Origin of the sequence: Stenotrophomonas sp. S39 (assembly GCF_016624665.1) — a bacterium.
In the GTDB taxonomy this organism is placed as follows: Bacteria; Pseudomonadota; Gammaproteobacteria; order Xanthomonadales; family Xanthomonadaceae; genus Stenotrophomonas.
Genome location: NZ_JACVTT010000001.1, coordinates 206048 through 223659, shown reverse-complemented (window position 1 = coordinate 223659; position 17612 = coordinate 206048). Strand labels below are relative to the sequence as shown.

Below are 17612 nucleotides of genomic sequence, written 5' to 3'. Positions count from 1 at the left end.
CTTATCGGCTGACGCGGGTGGTCACGCCATCGCTGGAGACGCGGACGCGATCACCGACCCGGTAGTCGGCGGCATTGCCATCCTGCGCGACGGCAACGGTGCGGCCGTTTTCCAGCTGTACGGTGATCTCCACGCCATTGCGTGCACCGCGCGCCAGCGCATTGCCGGCCGCACCGCCCGCAGCGGCACCGACGATCGCACCGACGGCATTCGCGCGCCGGCCACCACCGATGGTACTGCCGGCAATGCCGCCGACGGCAGCGCCGGTGACGGTCGCCACGCCGCGTGAGTCGTTCTGGATCTGCACGTCACGAATGGACTGGATCGTGCCCCATTCGACGGTCTGCGCGCGGCCTACCTCGGACCGGTTGAACGTGCTGGGGGTGGTGTGGGTGGCACAGGCGCCAAGCAGCAGGGACGACGCCAGCAGCGCCGATGCGGCGCTCACGTTTCGCAAGCTCATGATGCTTCTCCAGCAGGGAGTGAGGGAACTATCGATTGCCAGCCGAGCATCCCTGGCATGCAGGGAACCTTCCTCGCTGCGTGCGATTGGCGCAGCGCTACCTCAGGGCCAACGATACTGAAATACGCGCACGAGCGCGCCGCCAGCGGGGTAGGTATTTCTACTGTTTTCTACGTAAAACAAGCCATTTCCCGCATTCCGGCGACTAGGATGCGATCACCCCTTTCGTTGATGCGGAGTCTTCCATGTCCAGCGCACCGGTGTATGGCGTCCACTCTGAAGTGGGTGTTCTCAGGAAGGTGATGGTGTGTTCACCGGGCCTGGCACACATGCGGCTGACGCCGCGCAACAAGGACGACCTGTTGTTCGATGACGTGATCTGGGTGGACAACGCCAAGCGCGACCATTTCGATTTCATGTCCAAGATGCGCGACCGCGGCGTGGACGTGGTCGAGATGCACAACCTGCTGGCTGAGACCCTGGAGATCGACGAGGCACGCAACTGGATCCTCGACCACCAGATCAATGCCAACGAGGTGGGCCTGGAGTTCATGGCCGAGGTGCGCGCCTACCTGCAGGAGCTGCCGCCACGGCGCCTGGCCGAGACGCTGATCGGCGGCCTGAGCGTGCTCGACCTGCCCGAGGACTTCGCCGGCCCGACCCTGCAGACCATGCGCGCCATGCCTGAGCTGGTGGGCTACCTGCTGCCCCCGTTGCCCAACACCCTGTACACCCGGGATACCACCTGCTGGATCTACCAGGGCGTGACCCTCAATCCGCTGTACTGGCCGGCACGCCACGAGGAAACCATCCTGACCACGGCGATCTACCGGTTCCATCCGGACTTCGCCAAGGCCGACTTCCCCATCTGGTTCGGCGACCCCACCGTCGACCATGGCAATGCCACCCTGGAAGGCGGCGACGTACTCATCGCCGGCAACGGCATCGTCCTGATCGGCATGAGCGAGCGAACCTCGCGCACTGCCCTCACCCAGCTGGCACAGTCGCTGTTCCGCAACGGCGCGGCCACCCGGATCATCGTGGCGGTGATGCCCAAGCTGCGCTCGGCCATGCACCTGGATACGGTGTTCACCTTCGCCGACCGCGACGTGGTGACCGTGTTCCCCGGCATCGTCGACCAGATCCATCCGGTTTCGCTGTACCCCAGCGACAAGGAACCCGGCTTCGAGATCGTGTTCGAGAAGCGCCACTTCAATGACGTGGTGGCCGAGGCGCTGGGCTTCCAGAAGCTGCGGATCGTCGAGTCCGGCGGCGACCGCTACGCCGCCGAACGCTCGCAGTGGGACAGCGGCAACAACCTGGTGGCGGTCTCGCCCGGCGTGGTGGTGGCCTACGACCGCAGCACCGCCACCAATACGGGCCTGCGCAAGGAAGGCATCGAGGTGATCAGCATCGTCGGCGCCGAGCTCGGCCGTGGCCGCGGTGGTGGGCACTGCATGACCTGCCCGCTGATCCGCGACCCGGTGCAGTTCTAGGCCGGCCGGGCCCAGCCTGGCTTTCCTGCGCGGCCGGGCAGCCCGGCGCGCCACGGTGCGGAGGTCACGATGATGCCTACCCTGCGATGTGTGGCCTGGCTGGTGCTGACCGCGCCGCTGCTGGCTGCGTGCGACCGCAGCGCCAACGCCCCCGGTGGCGCGCGGCCGCCGACGCTGGTGGATGTGGAAGTCGTGCAGGCGCAGGTGGTACCGAACCTGGTGGAGCTGCCGGGCCGGGTCGAGGCAGGGCGCTCGGTCGAGGTGCGCGCACGCGCCGACGGCATCATCGAGCAGCAGCTGTACGTGGATGGCACCACGGTTGCCGCGAACGCGCCCCTGTTCCAGATCGACCCCCGCGATCTGCGCGCGCGGCTGCAGCAGGCCAACGCCTCGCTGGCCTCGGCCCAGGCCGCACGCGCACAGACCTCCGCACTGCGCGCCCGGCTGGCCCAGCTGGTGCAGCGCAAGGCCGTGAGCGTGCAGGAGTTCGAGTCCGCGCAGGCCGGCTTCCGCCAGGCCGATGCCGCGCTGCAGGAGGCGCAGGCCGCCGTTGCGCGGGCCAGGCTGCAGCTCGACCATGCACTGGTGCGCGCGCCGATTGCCGGCCGCGCCGGGCGCGCCCAGGTCAGTGAGGGCGCGTTGGCCAGCGCCGCCACGGCAACGCTGCTCACCCGCATCGACCAGCTCGACCCCGCGTTCGTGATCTTCAATCCCTCGCACGTGGCGATGGACGCGATGGAGCGCGATGTCAGCGAGGGCAGGGTGGTGCTCGGGCCAGACCAGCGGGTGGACGTCACCCTGCTGCTGGAGGGCGATGCCCGCCCGCCCATGGTCGGCACGCTGGACTTCAGCGAAGCCGCCATCGATCCCTCCACCGGCAGCCGGGTGCTGCGGGCCCGGCTGAAGAACCCGGAGGGCCGGCTGCTGCCCGGCCAGTTCGTGCGCGGCCAACTGGCGGTCGGCACCCTGCGCAATGGCATGAGCGTGCCCGAGCGCGCCGTGCAGATCGGCGAGGACGAATCCTCGGTGATGGTGGTGACGGCGGAGGGCATTGCGCAACGTCGGCCGGTCACGCTGGCCGGCCAGGCCGGTGGCCGCTGGATCGTCAGTGCCGGGCTGGCAGCAGGTGACCGCGTGGTCGTGGACGGCTGGCACAAGGTGCAACCCGGCCAGCCGGTGGCCATCAACACGGCGCCGCCGGGCAAAGGCAAGGCGCCGTGAACAGCGTCTTCGTCTACCGGCCGGTGCTGGCATGGGTGATCGCCCTGTTCGCGATCCTGTTTGGTGGCATTGCCTTCCAGCAGCTGGCGGTGGAGCAGTATCCGGACGTAGCTCCCCCGTCGCTGAGCATTTCGGCCACGTTCGTGGGTGCCGATGCACAGACGCTCGACCGCACGGTCACTTCGGTGATCGAGAACGAGCTGAGCGGGGTCGATGACTTCCTGTTCATGAGTTCGACCAGCCGTGCCAACGGCACCGCGCAGATCCGCGTCACCTTTCGCAGTGGCACCGACCTGGATATCGCCCGGTCGCAGATCCAGGACCGGCTGGCGCGGGTCGAGCCCCGCCTGCCCGATGAAGTGCGGCAGATGGGCGTGCGGGTGACCCAGGCCAACAGCGGCTTCCTGATGCTGGTCGCGCTCACCTCGGACCAGAACCGCTTTTCGGCGCTGGAGCTGGGTGACTTTGCCGCCAACAACGTGGCCGACGAACTGCGGCGGGTGCCTGGCGTCGGTGATGTCTCCCTGTTTGGCTCCAGCTACGCCATGCGCATCTGGCTGGACCGCGAGAAGCTGCTGAGCTATGGGCTGGCCCCGGGCGAAGTGATCGCCGCCATCCGCGAACAGAACGCGCAGACCGCCGGCGGTGGCCTGGGCCTGCAGCCCATCGCGCCAGGCACCGAAACCACAGCACAGATCGTGCTGCGTGGGCGCTTCAGCACGCCCGAGCAGTTCCGCCAGATCATCCTGCGGGCCACGCCCGGCGCTGCCACGGTGCGCCTGTCCGATGTCGCCAGGGTCGAGCTGGGACGCGACAACTATGCCTTCTCACTCAGCCTCAATGGCCGCGAAACGGCCGGCCTGGCGGTCTCGCTGGCCAGCGGTGCCAACGCGCTGGCCACCGCCAACGCCGTGCGTGCGCGCATGAACGACCTGCAGGCCAGTTTCCCCGGTGGCATGTCCTGGGTGACCCCGTTCGACACCACGCCGTTCATCACCGAATCGGTGCGTGGGGTGACCACAACCATGGTGCAGGCGCTGGTGCTGGTGTCAGTGGTCGTGCTGCTGTTCCTGCAGAGCTGGCGCGCGGTGTTCCTGCCCACCATCGTGGTGCCGGTCTCGCTGCTGGGTGCCTGCATGGGGCTGCTGGCCTTCGGCGTCTCCATCAACCTGCTGTCCCTGTTCGCCATGGTGGTGGCCATCGGCATCCTCAACGACGACGCGATCGTGATCGTGGAGAACGTCGAGCGCATCATGCGCGAGGAAGATCTGCCGCCGCATGAGGCGACCGTCAAGGCAATGGGCCAGCTGACCGGCGCGATCATCGCCACCACGCTGGTGCTGCTGGCGGTGTTCATTCCGATGGGCTTCTTTCCCGGATCGGCAGGCGGCATCTACCGGCAGTTCGCGGTGACGCTGAGCATTTCGCTGGTGGTGTCGACCATCCTCTCGCTCACCCTGGCCCCGGCCATCTGCGCGGCGGTGCTGCGCCCCAGGGATGAAACAAAGGGCCGTGGCGGCCCGCTGCGCCGCCTGTACACGGCGGTCAACAGCGGCCTGGAGCGCAGCAGCCGGACCTATACCGACTGGGTGGGCCGCATGCTGGTGCGGCCCTGGCTGTGGATCGGCATCTTCCTGGGCGTGGTACTGCTGACGGCGGCGATGTACGTGCGCCTGCCCAGCGGCTTCCTGCCCACCGAAGACCAGGGCTACCTGTTCGTAGCCTACAACGCGGCGCCGGGCTCGACGATGGAGCGCACCCGCGCGGCAGCAGCGCAGGCCGAGGCGATCCTGCACCAGCAGCCGGAGGTGCGCAACGTGGTGACCGTGGTGGGCTTCAGCTTCTTTGGCCAGGGGCAGTCGGTGGGCATGTCCTTCGTCGATCTGCACCCGTGGGCGGAGCGGCGTGGCGCGGCACACAGCGCGATGACGCTGGCCAACCGCATGAACATGGCGTTCTCGCGCATTCCGCAGGCACAGGTGTTTGCGATCAATCCGCCGGCCATCCAGGCGCTGGGCAACGCCTCCGGCTTCACCATGAAGATCGAGGACCGTGGCGGCGCCGGTGCACAGGCGCTTGCGGCGGCGGCGATGGGCATCACCGCCCGCGCCGCCGCCAGCCCCAGACTGACCGGGGTGCGCCCGGAAGGCATGCCGCGCGCGCCCCAGCTGTTCGTGGACATCGACCGTACGCAGGCGCGTTCGCTGGGCGTGCCGCTGTCGCAGGCCAACCAGGCGCTGGGCATCCTGTTCGGCTCGGCCTACGTGAATGATTTCGTGCGCCAGGGAAACGTGCTGCGGGTGTTCGTGCAGGCCGATGCTGAGCAGCGCATGCGTGCCGAGGATGTGAGCGATCTGCGCGTGGTCGGCAGTGGCGGGCAGTCGGTACCGCTCTCGGCATTCGCGCGCACCCGCTGGACCACCGGCGAGCAGCAGGTGGAACGGTACAACGGCTTCCTTTCGGCAACGGTCTCCGGCGAAGGCGCGGCCGGCGTTTCCAGTGGTGCTGCCCTTGAGGAAATGGAACGTATCGCTGCCGAGGTGCTGCCCTCGGGCATGCGCTTTGAATGGACCGGGACGGCGCGCGAGGAGCGCGAGGCAGCCGGGCAGGTGGGCCTGCTGCTCGGCCTGGCTTTCGTGGTCGCCTTCCTGCTGCTGGCCGCGTTGTACGAAAGCTGGCTGACCCCGGTGATCGTGCTGCTGGTGGTGCCGCTGGGCATTCTCGGCGCGGTGCTGTTCACCGCCCTGCGCGGCATGTCCGCCGATGTGTACTTCACCGTGGGCCTGGTGACGATCATCGGCCTGGCTGCCAAGAACGCGATCCTGATCGTGCAGTTTGGCCTGGACGAGGAGGCGCGCGGGGTTCCCGTGCGCGAGGCGATCCTGCAGGCCGCGCACCAGCGCCTGCGGCCGATCCTGATGACCAGCCTGACCTTCATCGTCGGCATGGTGCCGCTGGTGATCGCCAGCGGCGCCGGTGCGGCCAGCCGCCAGGCCGTGGGCACCGGCGTGCTGGGCAGCATGCTCAGCGCCACCGTGCTCGGCATCTTCTTCACCCCGTTGTTCTACTACCTGCTGCGCCGTTGGCGCGGGCAGCGCCGGCGGGGGCAGGAGCAGGGAGCCGACGATGCGGCCTGACCGTCTCTTCGTGCTGGCAGCCAGCGCGACACTCGCGGTGCTGCTGGGCGGCTGCAACCTCGCCCCGGCCTACCTGCGCCCTGACGGCAGCGTGCCGGAGCACTATCCGCAGGCCGACGCGACCGCCACGGCCGTGGCTCCGCCCCCGTGGCAGGCGTACTTCAAGGATCCCGTGCTGGTCGGGCTGATCGGCCAGGCGCTGCAGCAGAACCGCGACCTGGGCGCGGCCGCGGCCCGCATCGAACAAGCCCGCGCGCAGTACCGCATCCAGAACAGCCAACGCCTGCCATCACTGGATGCGCGGGGCTCGGCCCAGCGCGTGCGTACCCCGCTCAGTGCGGCGGACGACGCGCCGCGGGTAACCGTGGACAGCTACGCGGTGCAGGTGGCCGTGCCCAGCTTCGAACTGGATTTCTGGGGCCGTGTCGCCAACCTCAGTGAGGCTGCCCGGCGCCAGTACCTGGCCACGGTGGAAGCGCGCAACATCGGCGAACTGAGCCTGGTGGCAAACGTTGCAGCCAGCTACTACGCGCTGCGGGCAAGCGAGCAGGGCATCGACCTGGCCGAACGCTCGCTGGACAGCCGCCGGCAGACGCTGGAACTGGCCCAGCTGCGGATGGACGCGGGACTGACCTCATCCATCGATTTCAACCAGTCGCAGGCCCTGGTGCTGCAGGCTGAACTGCAGTTGGCACAGTTGCGCCGCAGTCGTGCGCTGGCCGAACAGCTGCTGCAGTTCCTGGTGGGTGCGCCGCTGCCATCGCCGCTGCCCGAGGGCCTGCCATTGCAACCCGACGCCCAGCTGGCCCGGCTGGCCGCGGGAACGCCCTCGGCACTGCTGGAGGCGCGGCCGGACATCCGCATGGCCGAACAGCAGCTGCGTGCGGCCAATGCCAATATCGGCGCGGCCCGTGCGCTGTACTTCCCCACGATTGCCCTGACCGGCGCAGGCGGCTATGCCTCCAATGAGCTGTCCGGCCTGGTGTCCGACAGCAATCGGGTCTGGTCCTTCGGCGCGGGTGCACTGCTGCCCCTGTTTGATTGGGGCGCACGCCGTGCGCGTGTCGACGCCGCGCACGCAGCACGAAAAGAACGCGAACTGAGCTACCAGTCCACGGTGCAGAACGCATTCCGTGAAGTGGCGGGTGGCCTTCAGGCCACCGAGCAGAACGATGTGCAGATTGCCGCCCAGGTGCAGGCCGTGGCCGTGCAGGCCGCGCTGGTGGCCACCGCGCAGGACCGCTATGGCGTCGGCCTGACGCCGTACCTGGAGGTGCTTGATGCCGAGCGCAACCACTTCAGTGCCGAACAGAACCTGCTGCAGCTGCGGGCCAATGCCCTGCAGGACGCGGTGAACCTGTACGCCGCCCTCGGTGGCGGCCAGGCCAGCCCCACCGACGCGCCACGCTGACCGATCGACCTTCCATCCCCCGGAGGCTGCTGCCATGCACGTGCTTCTTCGCGCCATCTGCCTTGCTTCTTCGCTGACACCCGCCTATGCACTGGCCCAGAGCCGCGATGCCGGCCAGGACGCGGAGCTGAAACAGCTGCGCGAAACCGTCGAGGTTCTTACCGCACGCATCCAGGCGCTGGAAGCCAGCCAGGCCGCCACGCCACCGGGCGCGGCAACGCCTGCACTGGCTGGCGCCACCGCCCAGGCGGCCGGCACTTCCGCTGCGCCCGCGCTGACGATGCCGACGGCACTGAAGCTGATCATCTCCCCGTTGCCTGCGCGGGAATCGTTCGACGAGGACGATCAGGCCTCGGCCCGTGCCGACAACGAAGTGCCGGCGGGCTCGGACCTGGACGGCTTCTTCCAGGTGCCCGGCACGGCGACGTGGATCCGCCTGGGGGGCTACGCCAAGCTGGATGCGATGTGGGACAACGGCGATGCCGGCGACAGCGACCAGTTCATCACCTCGGACATTCCCGTCGATGGCGGCCGCGACAGCAGTCGCTTCAACATGCATGCGCGGCAGACCCGCTTCACCTTCGAGGCGCGCCGCGATACCGACCGCGGCCAGCTGCGCATGCTGCTGCAGAACGATTTCTTCGGTTCCGGTGGAAGTTACGGCTACCGCCTGCGCCACGCCTGGGGCCAGCTCGGCAATACCTATGCGGGCTTCGGCTGGTCGGCCTTCATGGACCTCGATTCGGGCCCGGACCTGATTGATTTCGCCGGCCCGGGCGCCTCGCCATCGGCGCGCGTGGCCAGCATCCGGCAGTACTTCCCGCTGGGCAAGGGCAACCAGTTGCTGGTGGCGGCCGAGCACCGCTCGCCCGAACTGCAGCTGCCCGGCGCGACCCAGCAATCACGCAATGCCGCGCCCAGCCTCGTCGCCGCTGCAAGGCATGAGGCCGACTGGGGCCACCTGCAGCTGTCCGGGGTGATGCGCTACCTCGCCTACGATTCGGCCCGCGACAGTGGCGAGGGCAGGGATGGCGCCTATGCCGGCGGCCTGGCCCTGAGTGGCTCGTGGAATATCGACAGCGGCGACTACTTCGTGTTTGGCGCCGTGGGCGGCGAGGGCATTGCCTCCTACCTGGGTGATCTGGGCGGCCTGGACCTGGATGGCGTGGTCGATGCACGCGGTGACCTGCAGACCCTGCAGCAGTACGGTGGCTGGGTCGGCTATACGCACCTGTGGTCCGGTCGCTTGCGTTCGACCGTGACCTACAGCCAGCTGCGCCTGGAGCGCGACCCCCTGCTTGCACCGAGCATCTTCCGGCGCAGCGACTACGCGGCCGTCAACCTGATCTGGCAACCGGCCCCGAGCTGGAGCTGGGGTGCCGAAGTGCTGTATGGAAAGCTGGAGCAGCAGGATGGTGCCAGCGGCGATGTGTTCCGCGTGCAGACCGCGCTGAAGTACGACTTCATCCGGTGACCGACCATGAATCCGGTGCTCCGTCCGTGCTTTCTGCGCCCTGGCCTGCTGGCTGCGGCGATATGCGCTTCGCCGCTGGCAGCGGCCCAGAACGCGACCCTCGGCTCGCTCCTCGAGGAGCCGCAGAGCGCGGGACTGGGTGGGCTGATGCGGATCGAAGCATCACCCTACAAGGGCGCTGACGACCGTGTCGACCTGTTGCCGTTGTATCTGTACGAGGGCGATCGTTTCTTCCTGCGCTCCAACACGGCCGGCATCAAGCTGACCCAGCGCGAGGACCAGGGCATCGAGCTGTTCGTCGAGCGTCGCCTGGAGGGCTATCCGGAGGATGAGACGCCGCTGATCCTGGAGGGCCTGCGCACCCGCAACAGCGAGGCTGACCTGGGCGTGCGCGTCTACTGGAAGCGCGATGCACACCTGCTGGACCTGACCGTCCGCCAGGATGTTTCGCGCACCTCCAAGGGCAGCGAAGTGCGCTCGTCCTACGGCTACACATGGCGCGGCGAACGCTGGGCCCTGCAACCGATGCTGAGCCTGCAGTGGCGCAGCGCCAGGCTGAACGACTACTACTTCGGCGTGGAACAGGATGAGGCCGACGAACTGCGGCCAGCGTACGCCGCAGGCTCCGGGCTGGATGTCACCGCCGGCCTCTACGGTCGCCGGCGCGTGCTGCAGAACTGGAGCGTGCTCGGTGGCGCCTATCTGACCCGGCATGCCAGCGCCATCGGCAACAGCCCGCTCGCGCGCGATGACCTGCAATGGGGCGCCATGCTCGGCGCGGCCTACGACTTCGGCAACGGCAACGTCGCCTGGAACAAGCCGCAGACGCCGACCTGGGTGAAAGTGTTCTACGGGCGCGACTCGGCCGAGGGCTGCCACATGGTCAAGATCATGACCCTCAGCTGCACCCGCCTCAATTCCGACGACCCCACCGACATCTGGGGCGTGCACATCGGACGGCCCTTCGTCTCGCGCCTCAACGGCTGGTCGCTGGACCTGGTGGGGTATGTCGGCATCCTGCGCCACGAAGAGCGCGGCATCCAGCCCGATGCCTGGCAGATCGATGCCTACATGAAAGCCTTCTATTACGGCTTTCCATGGTCGCACCGGGTGAATACCCGCATCGGGTTCGGCTTCGGCCTGTCGTATGCCGAGCGCGTGCCGCACACCGAAGTGCAATCGCAGGCGCGCCGCGAGCGCAATACCTCCAAACTGCTCAACTACCTGGATCCCAGCCTCGATGTCAGCGTAGGCGACATCATTGGCAACCCGCGCCTGCACGATCTCTACTTCGGCGTGGGTATCTCGCACCGCTCGGGCATCTTCGGTTCGGCGCGCATGCTGGGCACCGTCGATGGCGGGTCCAACTACATCTATGCCTACCTGGAAGGCGCGTTCTGACCCTCCGGGCCGCCGCGCCCACGCGCACGGTCACGGCGCAGCAGCAGGGCAATGCCGATATAGGCCAGGCCCATCGACAGCAGCGCGAGGCCTACGCCCCACGACGCCGATGCGCGCCCGGCCCACGCCACCCCGGCCACCGAGAGGAAGGCCGCCACCAGTGCCGCCAGGCCGGATACCAGCGGCACCCAGCGCTTGCCGCCTGCTTCAAAGCGCAGCGCCAGCCCGATCAGCGCAAGTGCCTGCACCGCCAGTACCACCGTGACCGTCAGCGCGATCGCGTAGGCCGCCCACTCGGGATGGGTGTAGATCGCCACGCCGGCAATCACCTGCGCGGCACCCAGTGCGATGGTGATGGCGAAGCTGAGCATGCCGCGCAGCAGGAACGCCTGCGACAGCTGCAACGCACCGGCGATGACCAGCAATGCCGCCACCAGCAGGGTCATGGCATGCGCCACCAGCGAGGATGCGTACAGCCCAAGGATGCCCAGCACCACCAGCACGGCGCCGAGCACCAGCATGAGCCGCCACCGGGCCTGCATGGCCACGCCGATGGAAGTGGGATCGTTGCCGAGGCGAGAGAGCACAGTCATGAGCGCATCCCCAGGATGAGAGCCGGATCCAGTGCCAGCCGTACCCGGCTACTATGCCGCCAACGGCCGGCATGCGCGCTCAGGAAAAGTACGCAGGAACCGGCCCGATCCCTTCACGCCGGGCGGTGCTAGAGCAGCCCGCTGGTCGCCTTCAGGCTCAACACAAGCTGGGCAACACGCAGGGTGATGAACACGTACGCCGCGCAGAGCAGGAGCTGCAGCGTCAGGTGCGATTTCAGCTTGCCCAGCCGCCACAATCCGTCCGAGAGATTGAGCAGCAACAGGCCCGCACCGATCGCGGTCACGAAATAGCCAACGATGGTGGGATTGGCCAGATCGAGCTCGCCAGGGCTGGAGCGCACGACCTCCAGGCCCGCCGCGGTGATGAGCGAGGCCACGGCGAGATTGCGCGCGTTCTCGAAGACCTGCTGCAGCACGCCGCGCTCGAACAACAGGATGGCAAAGCGTCGAACAGTGGCAGGCAACATGGCGGCACACCGGGTCGGGATGACCTGCAGCAGCCTTGCGCGGCAGCCATGAATGCGGCGTGGAGGCATGCGCCTGCGGCGTCAGTAAATCTACCCAGGCACGTCAGTGCGGGTCCAGGCCGTCCTCGCCCAGGCTGAGGATCCCGCGCTGCAGTGACAACGTCACGGCATGCGTCCGATCGCGTGCGCCCAGCTTGCCCATCGAATTCTTCATGTGTGCCTTCACCGTCTGCTCGGAAATGCCCAGCTGGTCGCCAATGCGCTTGTTGGAACAGCCGGCGGCAACCAGCACCAGGATTTCGATCTCCCGGGGCGACAGCGCGTCGTGGGTGACATGTGCAGCGATGTTGGTGGCCACCTCGGCCGGCAACGGCACGCGCCTGCCGGAATACACCAGGCGGATGGTCGACAGCAGGTCGTGGCGCAGCATGTCCTTCAGCAGGTAGGCGCTTGCACCGGCGTGCAGTGCCTTCACCGCCTTCGCATCACCGCTGTAGGTGGTCAGCACGATGATGCGCGCTTCCGGCGCGGTGGCACGTATCCGTGCAATCGCCTCGATGCCATCCATGCGCGGCATCTGCAGGTCCATCAGCACCACGTCCGGGCGATGTTCGAAGTAGGCGCTGACGGCCTGCACGCCATCGCCGGCCTCGGCCACCAGCTCCATGTCGGGGCTGCTCTGCAGCAGGGCCAGCAGGCCTTCGCGCAGCAGGGGGTGATCGTCCACGACCAGGATGCGGATCGGAAGGTTCATGTCAGCTCCTCAGCCGTTTCAGCAGGCGCGACCACGGCGCGGCCGCCCGGGAATGGTTCAATCGGTGCGTGGAAATGGACAGCGCAACCTCGGTACCCAGCCCGGGGCGCGACCAGATCTTCAGCTCCGCGCCCAGGCGCAAGGCACGTTCGCGCATGCCCTGCAGGCCCCAATGGCCTTCCCGCACCCGGTCCGGCGCCATGCCCTGGCCATCGTCACGCACATGCAGGCGGAACGTCGTGCCGTAGGCAATCTCCACCTCGATGGCCGAGGCGCCCGAGTGCTCGATGGCGTTGCGGATGGCCTCGCGGCCGATCAGGTAGATCTCTTCCAGTGCCTCGGTACGGATCCGGGTCGGCTCTCCCTCCACGGTCACGCGCAGCCGGCGATCATCGGGCTGCGTGTCCTGGCGGAACACGTCCGACAGGGCAGCAGCAAGATCGGCGCGGTGGTCTGCTTCCTGGCGCAGCGCGGTGACGCGGTTGCGGCCCTCGCGCAGGCTGTCTTCGGCGGCCTGCATGGCCGATTCCAGGCGCTCCTGTGCACCGGGGGGCAGGGCAGGCATCACGCTGATCGCATGCAGCCGCAGCAACAGCCCCTGGCTGCCCTGCAGCAGGGTGTCATGCAGGTCGCGCGCGATGCGTTCGCGCTCGTGCAGGCGCTCCTCGTAGCGCGCTTTCACCAGCGCGGTGATGTTTCTCGCGCGCATGCGTGCGGCCGCTGCAATCAGCAGGATGATGGCAATGGCCACCAGGCTGCGGAACCAGAACGTCTGCGTCAGCAGCGGCTCGATGGTGAAGCTCGCCGTGGTTGGTGCAGTGCCCCAGACGCCATCCTCGCTGGCCGCGATGACCTCGAAGGTGTAGGTGCCGGGCCCAAGGTTGGTGTAGTACGCGGTGGTGGCACTGCCGGCATCGCGCCAGCCGGCATCGACGCGGGACAGGCGGTAGCGGTAGCGATTGCGTTCCGGCCGGGCGAGGGACTGGGCGATGAAATCGATCTGCAGCTGGGTGATGCCAGCCGGAATCGTCGCACCGTCCGCCAGCGGCTCCTGCTCATCGCCATAGTGGATGTTGCCGATGCTGGTGACCGGTGCGGAGCGGCTGCGGTTGGGCTTCAGGGTGTCCAGCCATGCCAGGCCCTGGTTGGTGCCCAGCCACAGCAGGCCATCCGGCGAAAGCTGCGCGGTCGGCAGCGGCCCGCTCTGCAGTGCGACGCCCGGCATGCCATCGACATCATCGAACAGGCGCGGGGAGACCACGATGCCCTGGGTCGCGCTCTCAAGGGCGGTGGAAAGATCGAGCCGCACCAGGCCGCGGCCGCCGTTGAGCCAGAGCTGCCGTGAGCGATCGACCACGATGCCGGTGATGCCTTCCAGCACGCCGGCGATATCGGTCCTGACCTCGCCGAACGCCTTCGCGCCACGGCGAATGGCCAGGCCCTTCTCACCGGCAACCAGCAGCAGGTCGCCCGCCGCCAGGATCGAGGTGATCGGCCCGACGTCCAGCCCATCGGCCTTTCCCAGCGTGTGCAGCCGCTTGCCGTCGTAGAGCGCAACGGCGCCATCGGCGAACCCGGCGATCAGGCCGCCCCGGCCATCGGCGGCCAGCGCGCTGCAGCTGTTGCGCTGCAGGTCCACCGGGCTGCGCCACGCGCCATGGTCGTAATGGCTGAGGAAGGTTCCCTGCACGCAGGCCCAGGCTTCGTGGGCATTGGGAAAATACAGCGCCTGCGGCTGCAGGCCTTCAGCCGAGCCGGCAAACTGGATGCGCTGCAGTTCGCGCCCGCGCCGCATGACCAGGTTGGTCCATTCAAACTGCCAGAACGGCGTGCTGTTGCGGAGGGCCGCCGCCTGCAGGCCGGCACGCGGCAGGCCGAGTGTCTGCCGCTGCAGGGCGTAGGGAACGGGATCCTCGCCATAACCGAGCAGTTCGCCCGCGGTGTTGCGCCCGACCACGCGGTACGGATCGGTTGGCCCCTCGCTGAGCGTGCGTACGCTCTGCGCGCGGAAGCGGCTGAGGCCGAGATTGGTTCCGATCCAGATGTTGCCTTCGCGATCCTCGAACACGGGTACCGCCGCCGGGGAAGTCAGGCCCTGGGCGACGTTGAAGGTTTCCATCGACACCGCCGTCTTGCCGTCGAAGATCACCCGCGCCGCACCGCCGACACCGTCGATGCCGCGCATCGGTGCCCACATGACACCATCGGCAGTGAAATGCAGGCGGCTGGCGATGATGCCGGGCAGGCGGCGCGCCTCGCGCTCGGCCTCGGGCAGCATGCCGTGCGCATCGGCGATCGGCATCGTGCCGCGACCGCGGTCGGCCAGCCAGATTTCGCCAGACGGGCTCTCGGCCAGTGTGGACATCTGTGCGACGCCGATGCCGGTCGCCATGAACGTCGCGCCGCCCTTGGGGATGTACCAGACCTGCTGGCCGACCAGCGCCCAGAAGGTGCCGCGCGAATCCTTCAGCAGCCAGTGGCCACGCCGTTCGGGCACGCCCATCGAGGCCGGCAGCTTCTCCCAGCGCCCGTTCCTGAAGCGCCGAAGGCCTTGCTCCACGGCCGCCCACAGCACGCCCTGGTCGTCATAGGCAAAGCTGGACACCACGCCGGGCGGCACGCCTTCGCCGCGCTGGTAGGTCTTCAGCGTGCGGCCCTCGGCCAGGTGGCCGATGCCTGCGTGGTAGTAGCCGATCCACATGCTGCCGGGGCGATCGGCAAACAGCGTGATCATGTTCAGCGAGGGCGCGCCGGCGCCGGCCACGCTTTCCTGGCGCTCGAAGCGCTGGCCATCGAAGGTATAGAGGCCCGAACCCGTGGCCAACCACAGCCGGCCGGTTTCGTCCTGCTGGATATCCCAGATATCACCGGGTGCACCCTGGCCCGCCCGCCATGCCGTGTGGTTGTAGCCACTGAAACCGACGTGCACAGGGGGGTTCTGCGTGGCCCAGGCAACCGGACACACCGCCAGCAACGCGCTCAGCAGGAGCCCGCGGAGCGAGCGGCGGGGAAAGGCGCGGCAGAGAATCATGCGGGAAATACGGCGGGGATACTGCGGGGTAGGGGATGGCCCCGAGGGCGCGGACAGTGGCCAGCCAGCAGGGAGCGGGCCGAGCTTAGCAGCCGTTCACGCCACGCAGCCATAACGAAATGGCAGTAGTCGCCCGCGCTGCGCAGGGGTCCGACATACCCCGTTCGGGGCAGGTGGAAACCGATTACATCGGCTACTAATGCGCTTCATGGCCCAGGGGGAGCGATCTTGCAGCGGCTCTACGTAATGTTCCCTGACAGGGCGCCCGGCATCGGGCTGCTCTGGATGCGCCTGTGCCTGGCCGCATCGCTGTGCCTGTCGATCGGCGATGACCCTTGGCACACCGCGGCATCGCTGCTGGTCTCGGCCCTCGTCGCGGCCGGATGGCTGACGTTGTTCGCGGTGCTGCTGGCGACCGGCGTCATGCTCTGGACCGGACCACTGACCGCACAGGTGCTGCTTCCACTGGGCTTGCTGCTGCTCGGGCCAGGTGCGTATTCGCTGGATGCGTGCTCCTTCGGCCGCCGTGTGATCGATCTGGTAGGCGTGGGTCGTAACCCGAAAGAGTAACCAACGCGGCCAACCAACAGGGCTACGCCGTTGGGCAGGGCACCGGCAAGCTGTGCTGCCCCCACGAATCCCTGCGGTCGATGGCCCACACCGTCCCCTCCGATGCCGCGCGGCCAGCGAAGGCACACAGCCAGAGCGCGGCACTGGATCGTGCCCTGCGCTACATCGCGTGCCACCTGGACACGCCACTGCGCATCGAGGACGTGGCGGCCGCCGCCTGCGTGAGCCGCTTCCACCTTTCGCGCCTGTTCCGCACCGGGCTGGGAACCACGCCATCCCGGTACGTTCGCCGCACGCGCGTCCAGCAGGCCAGCCTGGCACTGCGCCGGCGCCGCCAGCCCATCGCCCAGATCGCAGCCCAGTTCGGCTTCTTCGACCAGAGCCATTTCGTGCGGTGTTTCCGCGAAGAAATGGGCTGCACCCCCACGCTCTATTCCGCACGAAGCACCTGACCCCCCAAAGGACATCGACATGACCACCGCTACCGCCACGCCTGCCAAGGGCCTGCTTTCCCCGACCGACCACGCCCTGGTGCTGATCGACTTCCAGTCGCAGATGGCGTTCGCCACCCACACCATCGACATCTCCGCGCTGCGCAACAATGTGTCGCTGATCAGCAAGGGGGCCAAGGGCTTCAACGTGCCGGTGGTGCTGACCACGGTTGCCGAGCAGTCGTTCTCCGGCCCGATGTTCCCGGAACTGCCGCAGATCTTCCCCGGCCAGGCCGTGTTCGACCGCACCTCGATGAACACCTGGGAAGACCAGCCGGTGATCGATGAGATCAACCGCATCGGCAAGCAGCGCCTGGTGCTGGCGGGCCTGTGGACCAGCGTGTGCATCGTCGGCCCGACTTTGTCGGCGCTGGAGCAGGGCTTCGAGGTCTACGTGATCACCGATGCCTGCGGTGATGTCAGTGACGAAGCACATGAGCGTGCCATCACCCGCATGGTGCAGGCCGGCGCGCGCCCGATCACCAGCGTGCAGTACCTGCTGGAACTGCAGCGCGACTGGGCACGCGGCGAGACCTATGGCCTGACCACCGGCATCGCCCGCGATCACGCCGGCGGTTACGGCATCGGCATCCAGTACGCCAAGACCATGTTCGGCGCGCAGGAAGGCGGCCACTGATGGAAAAGGCCGCAGAAGTGAACCTTCAACGTGATGCTGCCGTGCTCCTTCTGCGGCTCAGTGCGGGCGGCTTCCTGCTGCCGCACGGCCTGGGCAAGCTGTTCGGCTGGTTCGGCGGCCCGGGCCTGGGCGGCTTCGTGCAGGAGCTGGCCCAGTTCGGCCTGCCGGCCACGCCGGCCGTCGCCCTGGTGCTGGCCGTGGTGCAGAGCCTGTTCGGCCTGACCGTGCTGCTCGGCGCCTGGACCCGCATCTCCGCGATCGTTGCTGCCGGCTTCATCGCCACCACGGTGTGGATCGCGCTGCCGCACGGCTGGTTCTGGATGGGCACGGGCGTGGAATACCCGCTGATGTGGCTGGCGGCACTGCTCTCGGTCGCGCTGCTCGGCGGCGGTCGTTTCTCCATTGATGGCCTGCGGGCCGCGAACCTGGATGCCAGATCATGAGT

The 17612-nt window shown here is 68.0% G+C and carries 15 protein-coding genes; 10 read left to right on the top strand and 5 right to left on the bottom strand.

Annotation, left to right across the window (positions count from 1 at the left end; genetic code table 11):
- Position 1: 1 nt before the first annotated feature.
- On the bottom strand, positions 2–463 hold the full coding sequence (locus IAE41_RS01015) for a glycine zipper 2TM domain-containing protein (protein WP_108746722.1): 462 nt from the start codon (positions 461–463) through the stop codon (positions 2–4).
- A gap of 245 nt (positions 464–708) precedes the next feature.
- Here IAE41_RS01015 and arcA point away from each other — a divergent pair, with 245 nt between their 5' ends.
- The 6 genes from arcA to IAE41_RS00985 all read left to right on the top strand — a co-directional run bounded on the left by arcA (position 709) and on the right by IAE41_RS00985 (position 10603).
- Positions 709–1959: an arginine deiminase gene (gene arcA / locus IAE41_RS01010; protein ID WP_200731665.1), complete on the top strand. Its 1251-nt coding sequence runs from the start codon at positions 709–711 to the stop codon at positions 1957–1959.
- Between the two features lie 72 nt (positions 1960–2031).
- A complete protein-coding gene (locus IAE41_RS01005) occupies positions 2032–3180 on the top strand; it encodes an efflux RND transporter periplasmic adaptor subunit (protein WP_200731664.1) in 1149 nt (382 codons plus the stop codon).
- Positions 3177–6317, top strand: a complete 3141-nt coding sequence (locus tag IAE41_RS01000) for a multidrug efflux RND transporter permease subunit (protein WP_200731663.1) — start codon at positions 3177–3179, stop codon at positions 6315–6317. Before IAE41_RS01005 ends, IAE41_RS01000 begins: the two co-directional genes overlap by 4 nt.
- The gene (locus tag IAE41_RS00995) at positions 6307–7728 is read left to right on the top strand and encodes an efflux transporter outer membrane subunit (protein WP_200731662.1); all 1422 of its coding nucleotides are present in this window, start codon (positions 6307–6309) and stop codon (positions 7726–7728) included. The genes IAE41_RS01000 and IAE41_RS00995 overlap by 11 nt, the downstream gene beginning before the upstream one ends.
- Before the next feature lie 34 nt (positions 7729–7762).
- Positions 7763–9202, top strand: a complete 1440-nt coding sequence (locus IAE41_RS00990; RefSeq protein ID WP_200731661.1) for a DcaP family trimeric outer membrane transporter — start codon at positions 7763–7765, stop codon at positions 9200–9202.
- Between the two features lie 6 nt (positions 9203–9208).
- On the top strand, positions 9209–10603 hold the full coding sequence (locus IAE41_RS00985; RefSeq protein WP_200731660.1) for a MipA/OmpV family protein: 1395 nt from the start codon (positions 9209–9211) through the stop codon (positions 10601–10603).
- On the opposite strand, the gene IAE41_RS00980 is transcribed toward IAE41_RS00985, so the two are convergent.
- The 4 genes from IAE41_RS00980 to IAE41_RS22680 form a co-directional block, all read right to left on the bottom strand.
- Entirely contained in the window at positions 10582–11196 is a 615-nt protein-coding gene (locus IAE41_RS00980; protein WP_200731659.1) for a DUF308 domain-containing protein, read from the bottom strand. The genes IAE41_RS00985 and IAE41_RS00980 overlap by 22 nt on opposite strands.
- Positions 11197–11324: 128 nt before the next feature.
- Complete coding sequence (locus IAE41_RS00975) at positions 11325–11684, bottom strand: hypothetical protein (protein ID WP_108746715.1); 360 nt, start codon at positions 11682–11684, stop codon at positions 11325–11327.
- Positions 11685–11787: 103 nt separating this feature from the next.
- Complete coding sequence (locus IAE41_RS00970) at positions 11788–12438, bottom strand: response regulator transcription factor (RefSeq protein ID WP_200731658.1); 651 nt, start codon at positions 12436–12438, stop codon at positions 11788–11790.
- A gap of 1 nt (position 12439) precedes the next feature.
- Positions 12440–15367: a sensor histidine kinase gene (locus IAE41_RS22680; protein ID WP_200731657.1), complete on the bottom strand. Its 2928-nt coding sequence runs from the start codon at positions 15365–15367 to the stop codon at positions 12440–12442.
- 330 nt (positions 15368–15697) lie between these two features.
- Between IAE41_RS22680 and IAE41_RS00960 the strand changes: the two genes are divergently transcribed.
- The 4 genes from IAE41_RS00960 to IAE41_RS00945 all read left to right on the top strand — a co-directional run bounded on the left by IAE41_RS00960 (position 15698) and on the right by IAE41_RS00945 (position 17610).
- Entirely contained in the window at positions 15698–16039 is a 342-nt protein-coding gene (locus IAE41_RS00960) for a hypothetical protein (RefSeq protein WP_200731656.1), read from the top strand.
- Positions 16040–16119: 80 nt separating this feature from the next.
- On the top strand, positions 16120–16491 hold the full coding sequence (locus IAE41_RS00955; RefSeq protein WP_200731655.1) for an AraC family transcriptional regulator: 372 nt from the start codon (positions 16120–16122) through the stop codon (positions 16489–16491).
- Positions 16492–16510: 19 nt separating this feature from the next.
- Entirely contained in the window at positions 16511–17167 is a 657-nt protein-coding gene (locus IAE41_RS00950; protein ID WP_079222173.1) for a hydrolase, read from the top strand.
- Positions 17167–17610: a DoxX family protein gene (locus IAE41_RS00945; RefSeq protein ID WP_200731654.1), complete on the top strand. Its 444-nt coding sequence runs from the start codon at positions 17167–17169 to the stop codon at positions 17608–17610. Before IAE41_RS00950 ends, IAE41_RS00945 begins: the two co-directional genes overlap by 1 nt.
- Positions 17611–17612: the final 2 nt, after the last annotated feature.

Excerpts from the sequence above, each read along its gene's own strand:
- IAE41_RS01015 (WP_108746722.1), bottom strand. The coding sequence starts at position 463 with ATGAGCTTGCGAAACGTGAGCGCCGCATCGGCGCTGCTGGCGTCGTCC.
- arcA (WP_200731665.1), top strand. The coding sequence starts at position 709 with ATGTCCAGCGCACCGGTGTATGGCGTCCACTCTGAAGTGGGTGTTCTC.
- IAE41_RS01005 (WP_200731664.1), top strand. The coding sequence starts at position 2,032 with ATGCCTACCCTGCGATGTGTGGCCTGGCTGGTGCTGACCGCGCCGCTG.
- IAE41_RS00995 (WP_200731662.1), top strand. The coding sequence starts at position 6,307 with ATGCGGCCTGACCGTCTCTTCGTGCTGGCAGCCAGCGCGACACTCGCG.
- IAE41_RS00990 (WP_200731661.1), top strand. The coding sequence starts at position 7,763 with ATGCACGTGCTTCTTCGCGCCATCTGCCTTGCTTCTTCGCTGACACCC.
- IAE41_RS00985 (WP_200731660.1), top strand. The coding sequence starts at position 9,209 with ATGAATCCGGTGCTCCGTCCGTGCTTTCTGCGCCCTGGCCTGCTGGCT.
- IAE41_RS00980 (WP_200731659.1), bottom strand. The coding sequence starts at position 11,196 with ATGACTGTGCTCTCTCGCCTCGGCAACGATCCCACTTCCATCGGCGTG.
- IAE41_RS00975 (WP_108746715.1), bottom strand. The coding sequence starts at position 11,684 with ATGTTGCCTGCCACTGTTCGACGCTTTGCCATCCTGTTGTTCGAGCGC.
- IAE41_RS00970 (WP_200731658.1), bottom strand. The coding sequence starts at position 12,438 with ATGAACCTTCCGATCCGCATCCTGGTCGTGGACGATCACCCCCTGCTG.
- IAE41_RS00955 (WP_200731655.1), top strand. The coding sequence starts at position 16,120 with ATGGCCCACACCGTCCCCTCCGATGCCGCGCGGCCAGCGAAGGCACAC.
- IAE41_RS00950 (WP_079222173.1), top strand. The coding sequence starts at position 16,511 with ATGACCACCGCTACCGCCACGCCTGCCAAGGGCCTGCTTTCCCCGACC.
- IAE41_RS00945 (WP_200731654.1), top strand. The coding sequence starts at position 17,167 with ATGGAAAAGGCCGCAGAAGTGAACCTTCAACGTGATGCTGCCGTGCTC.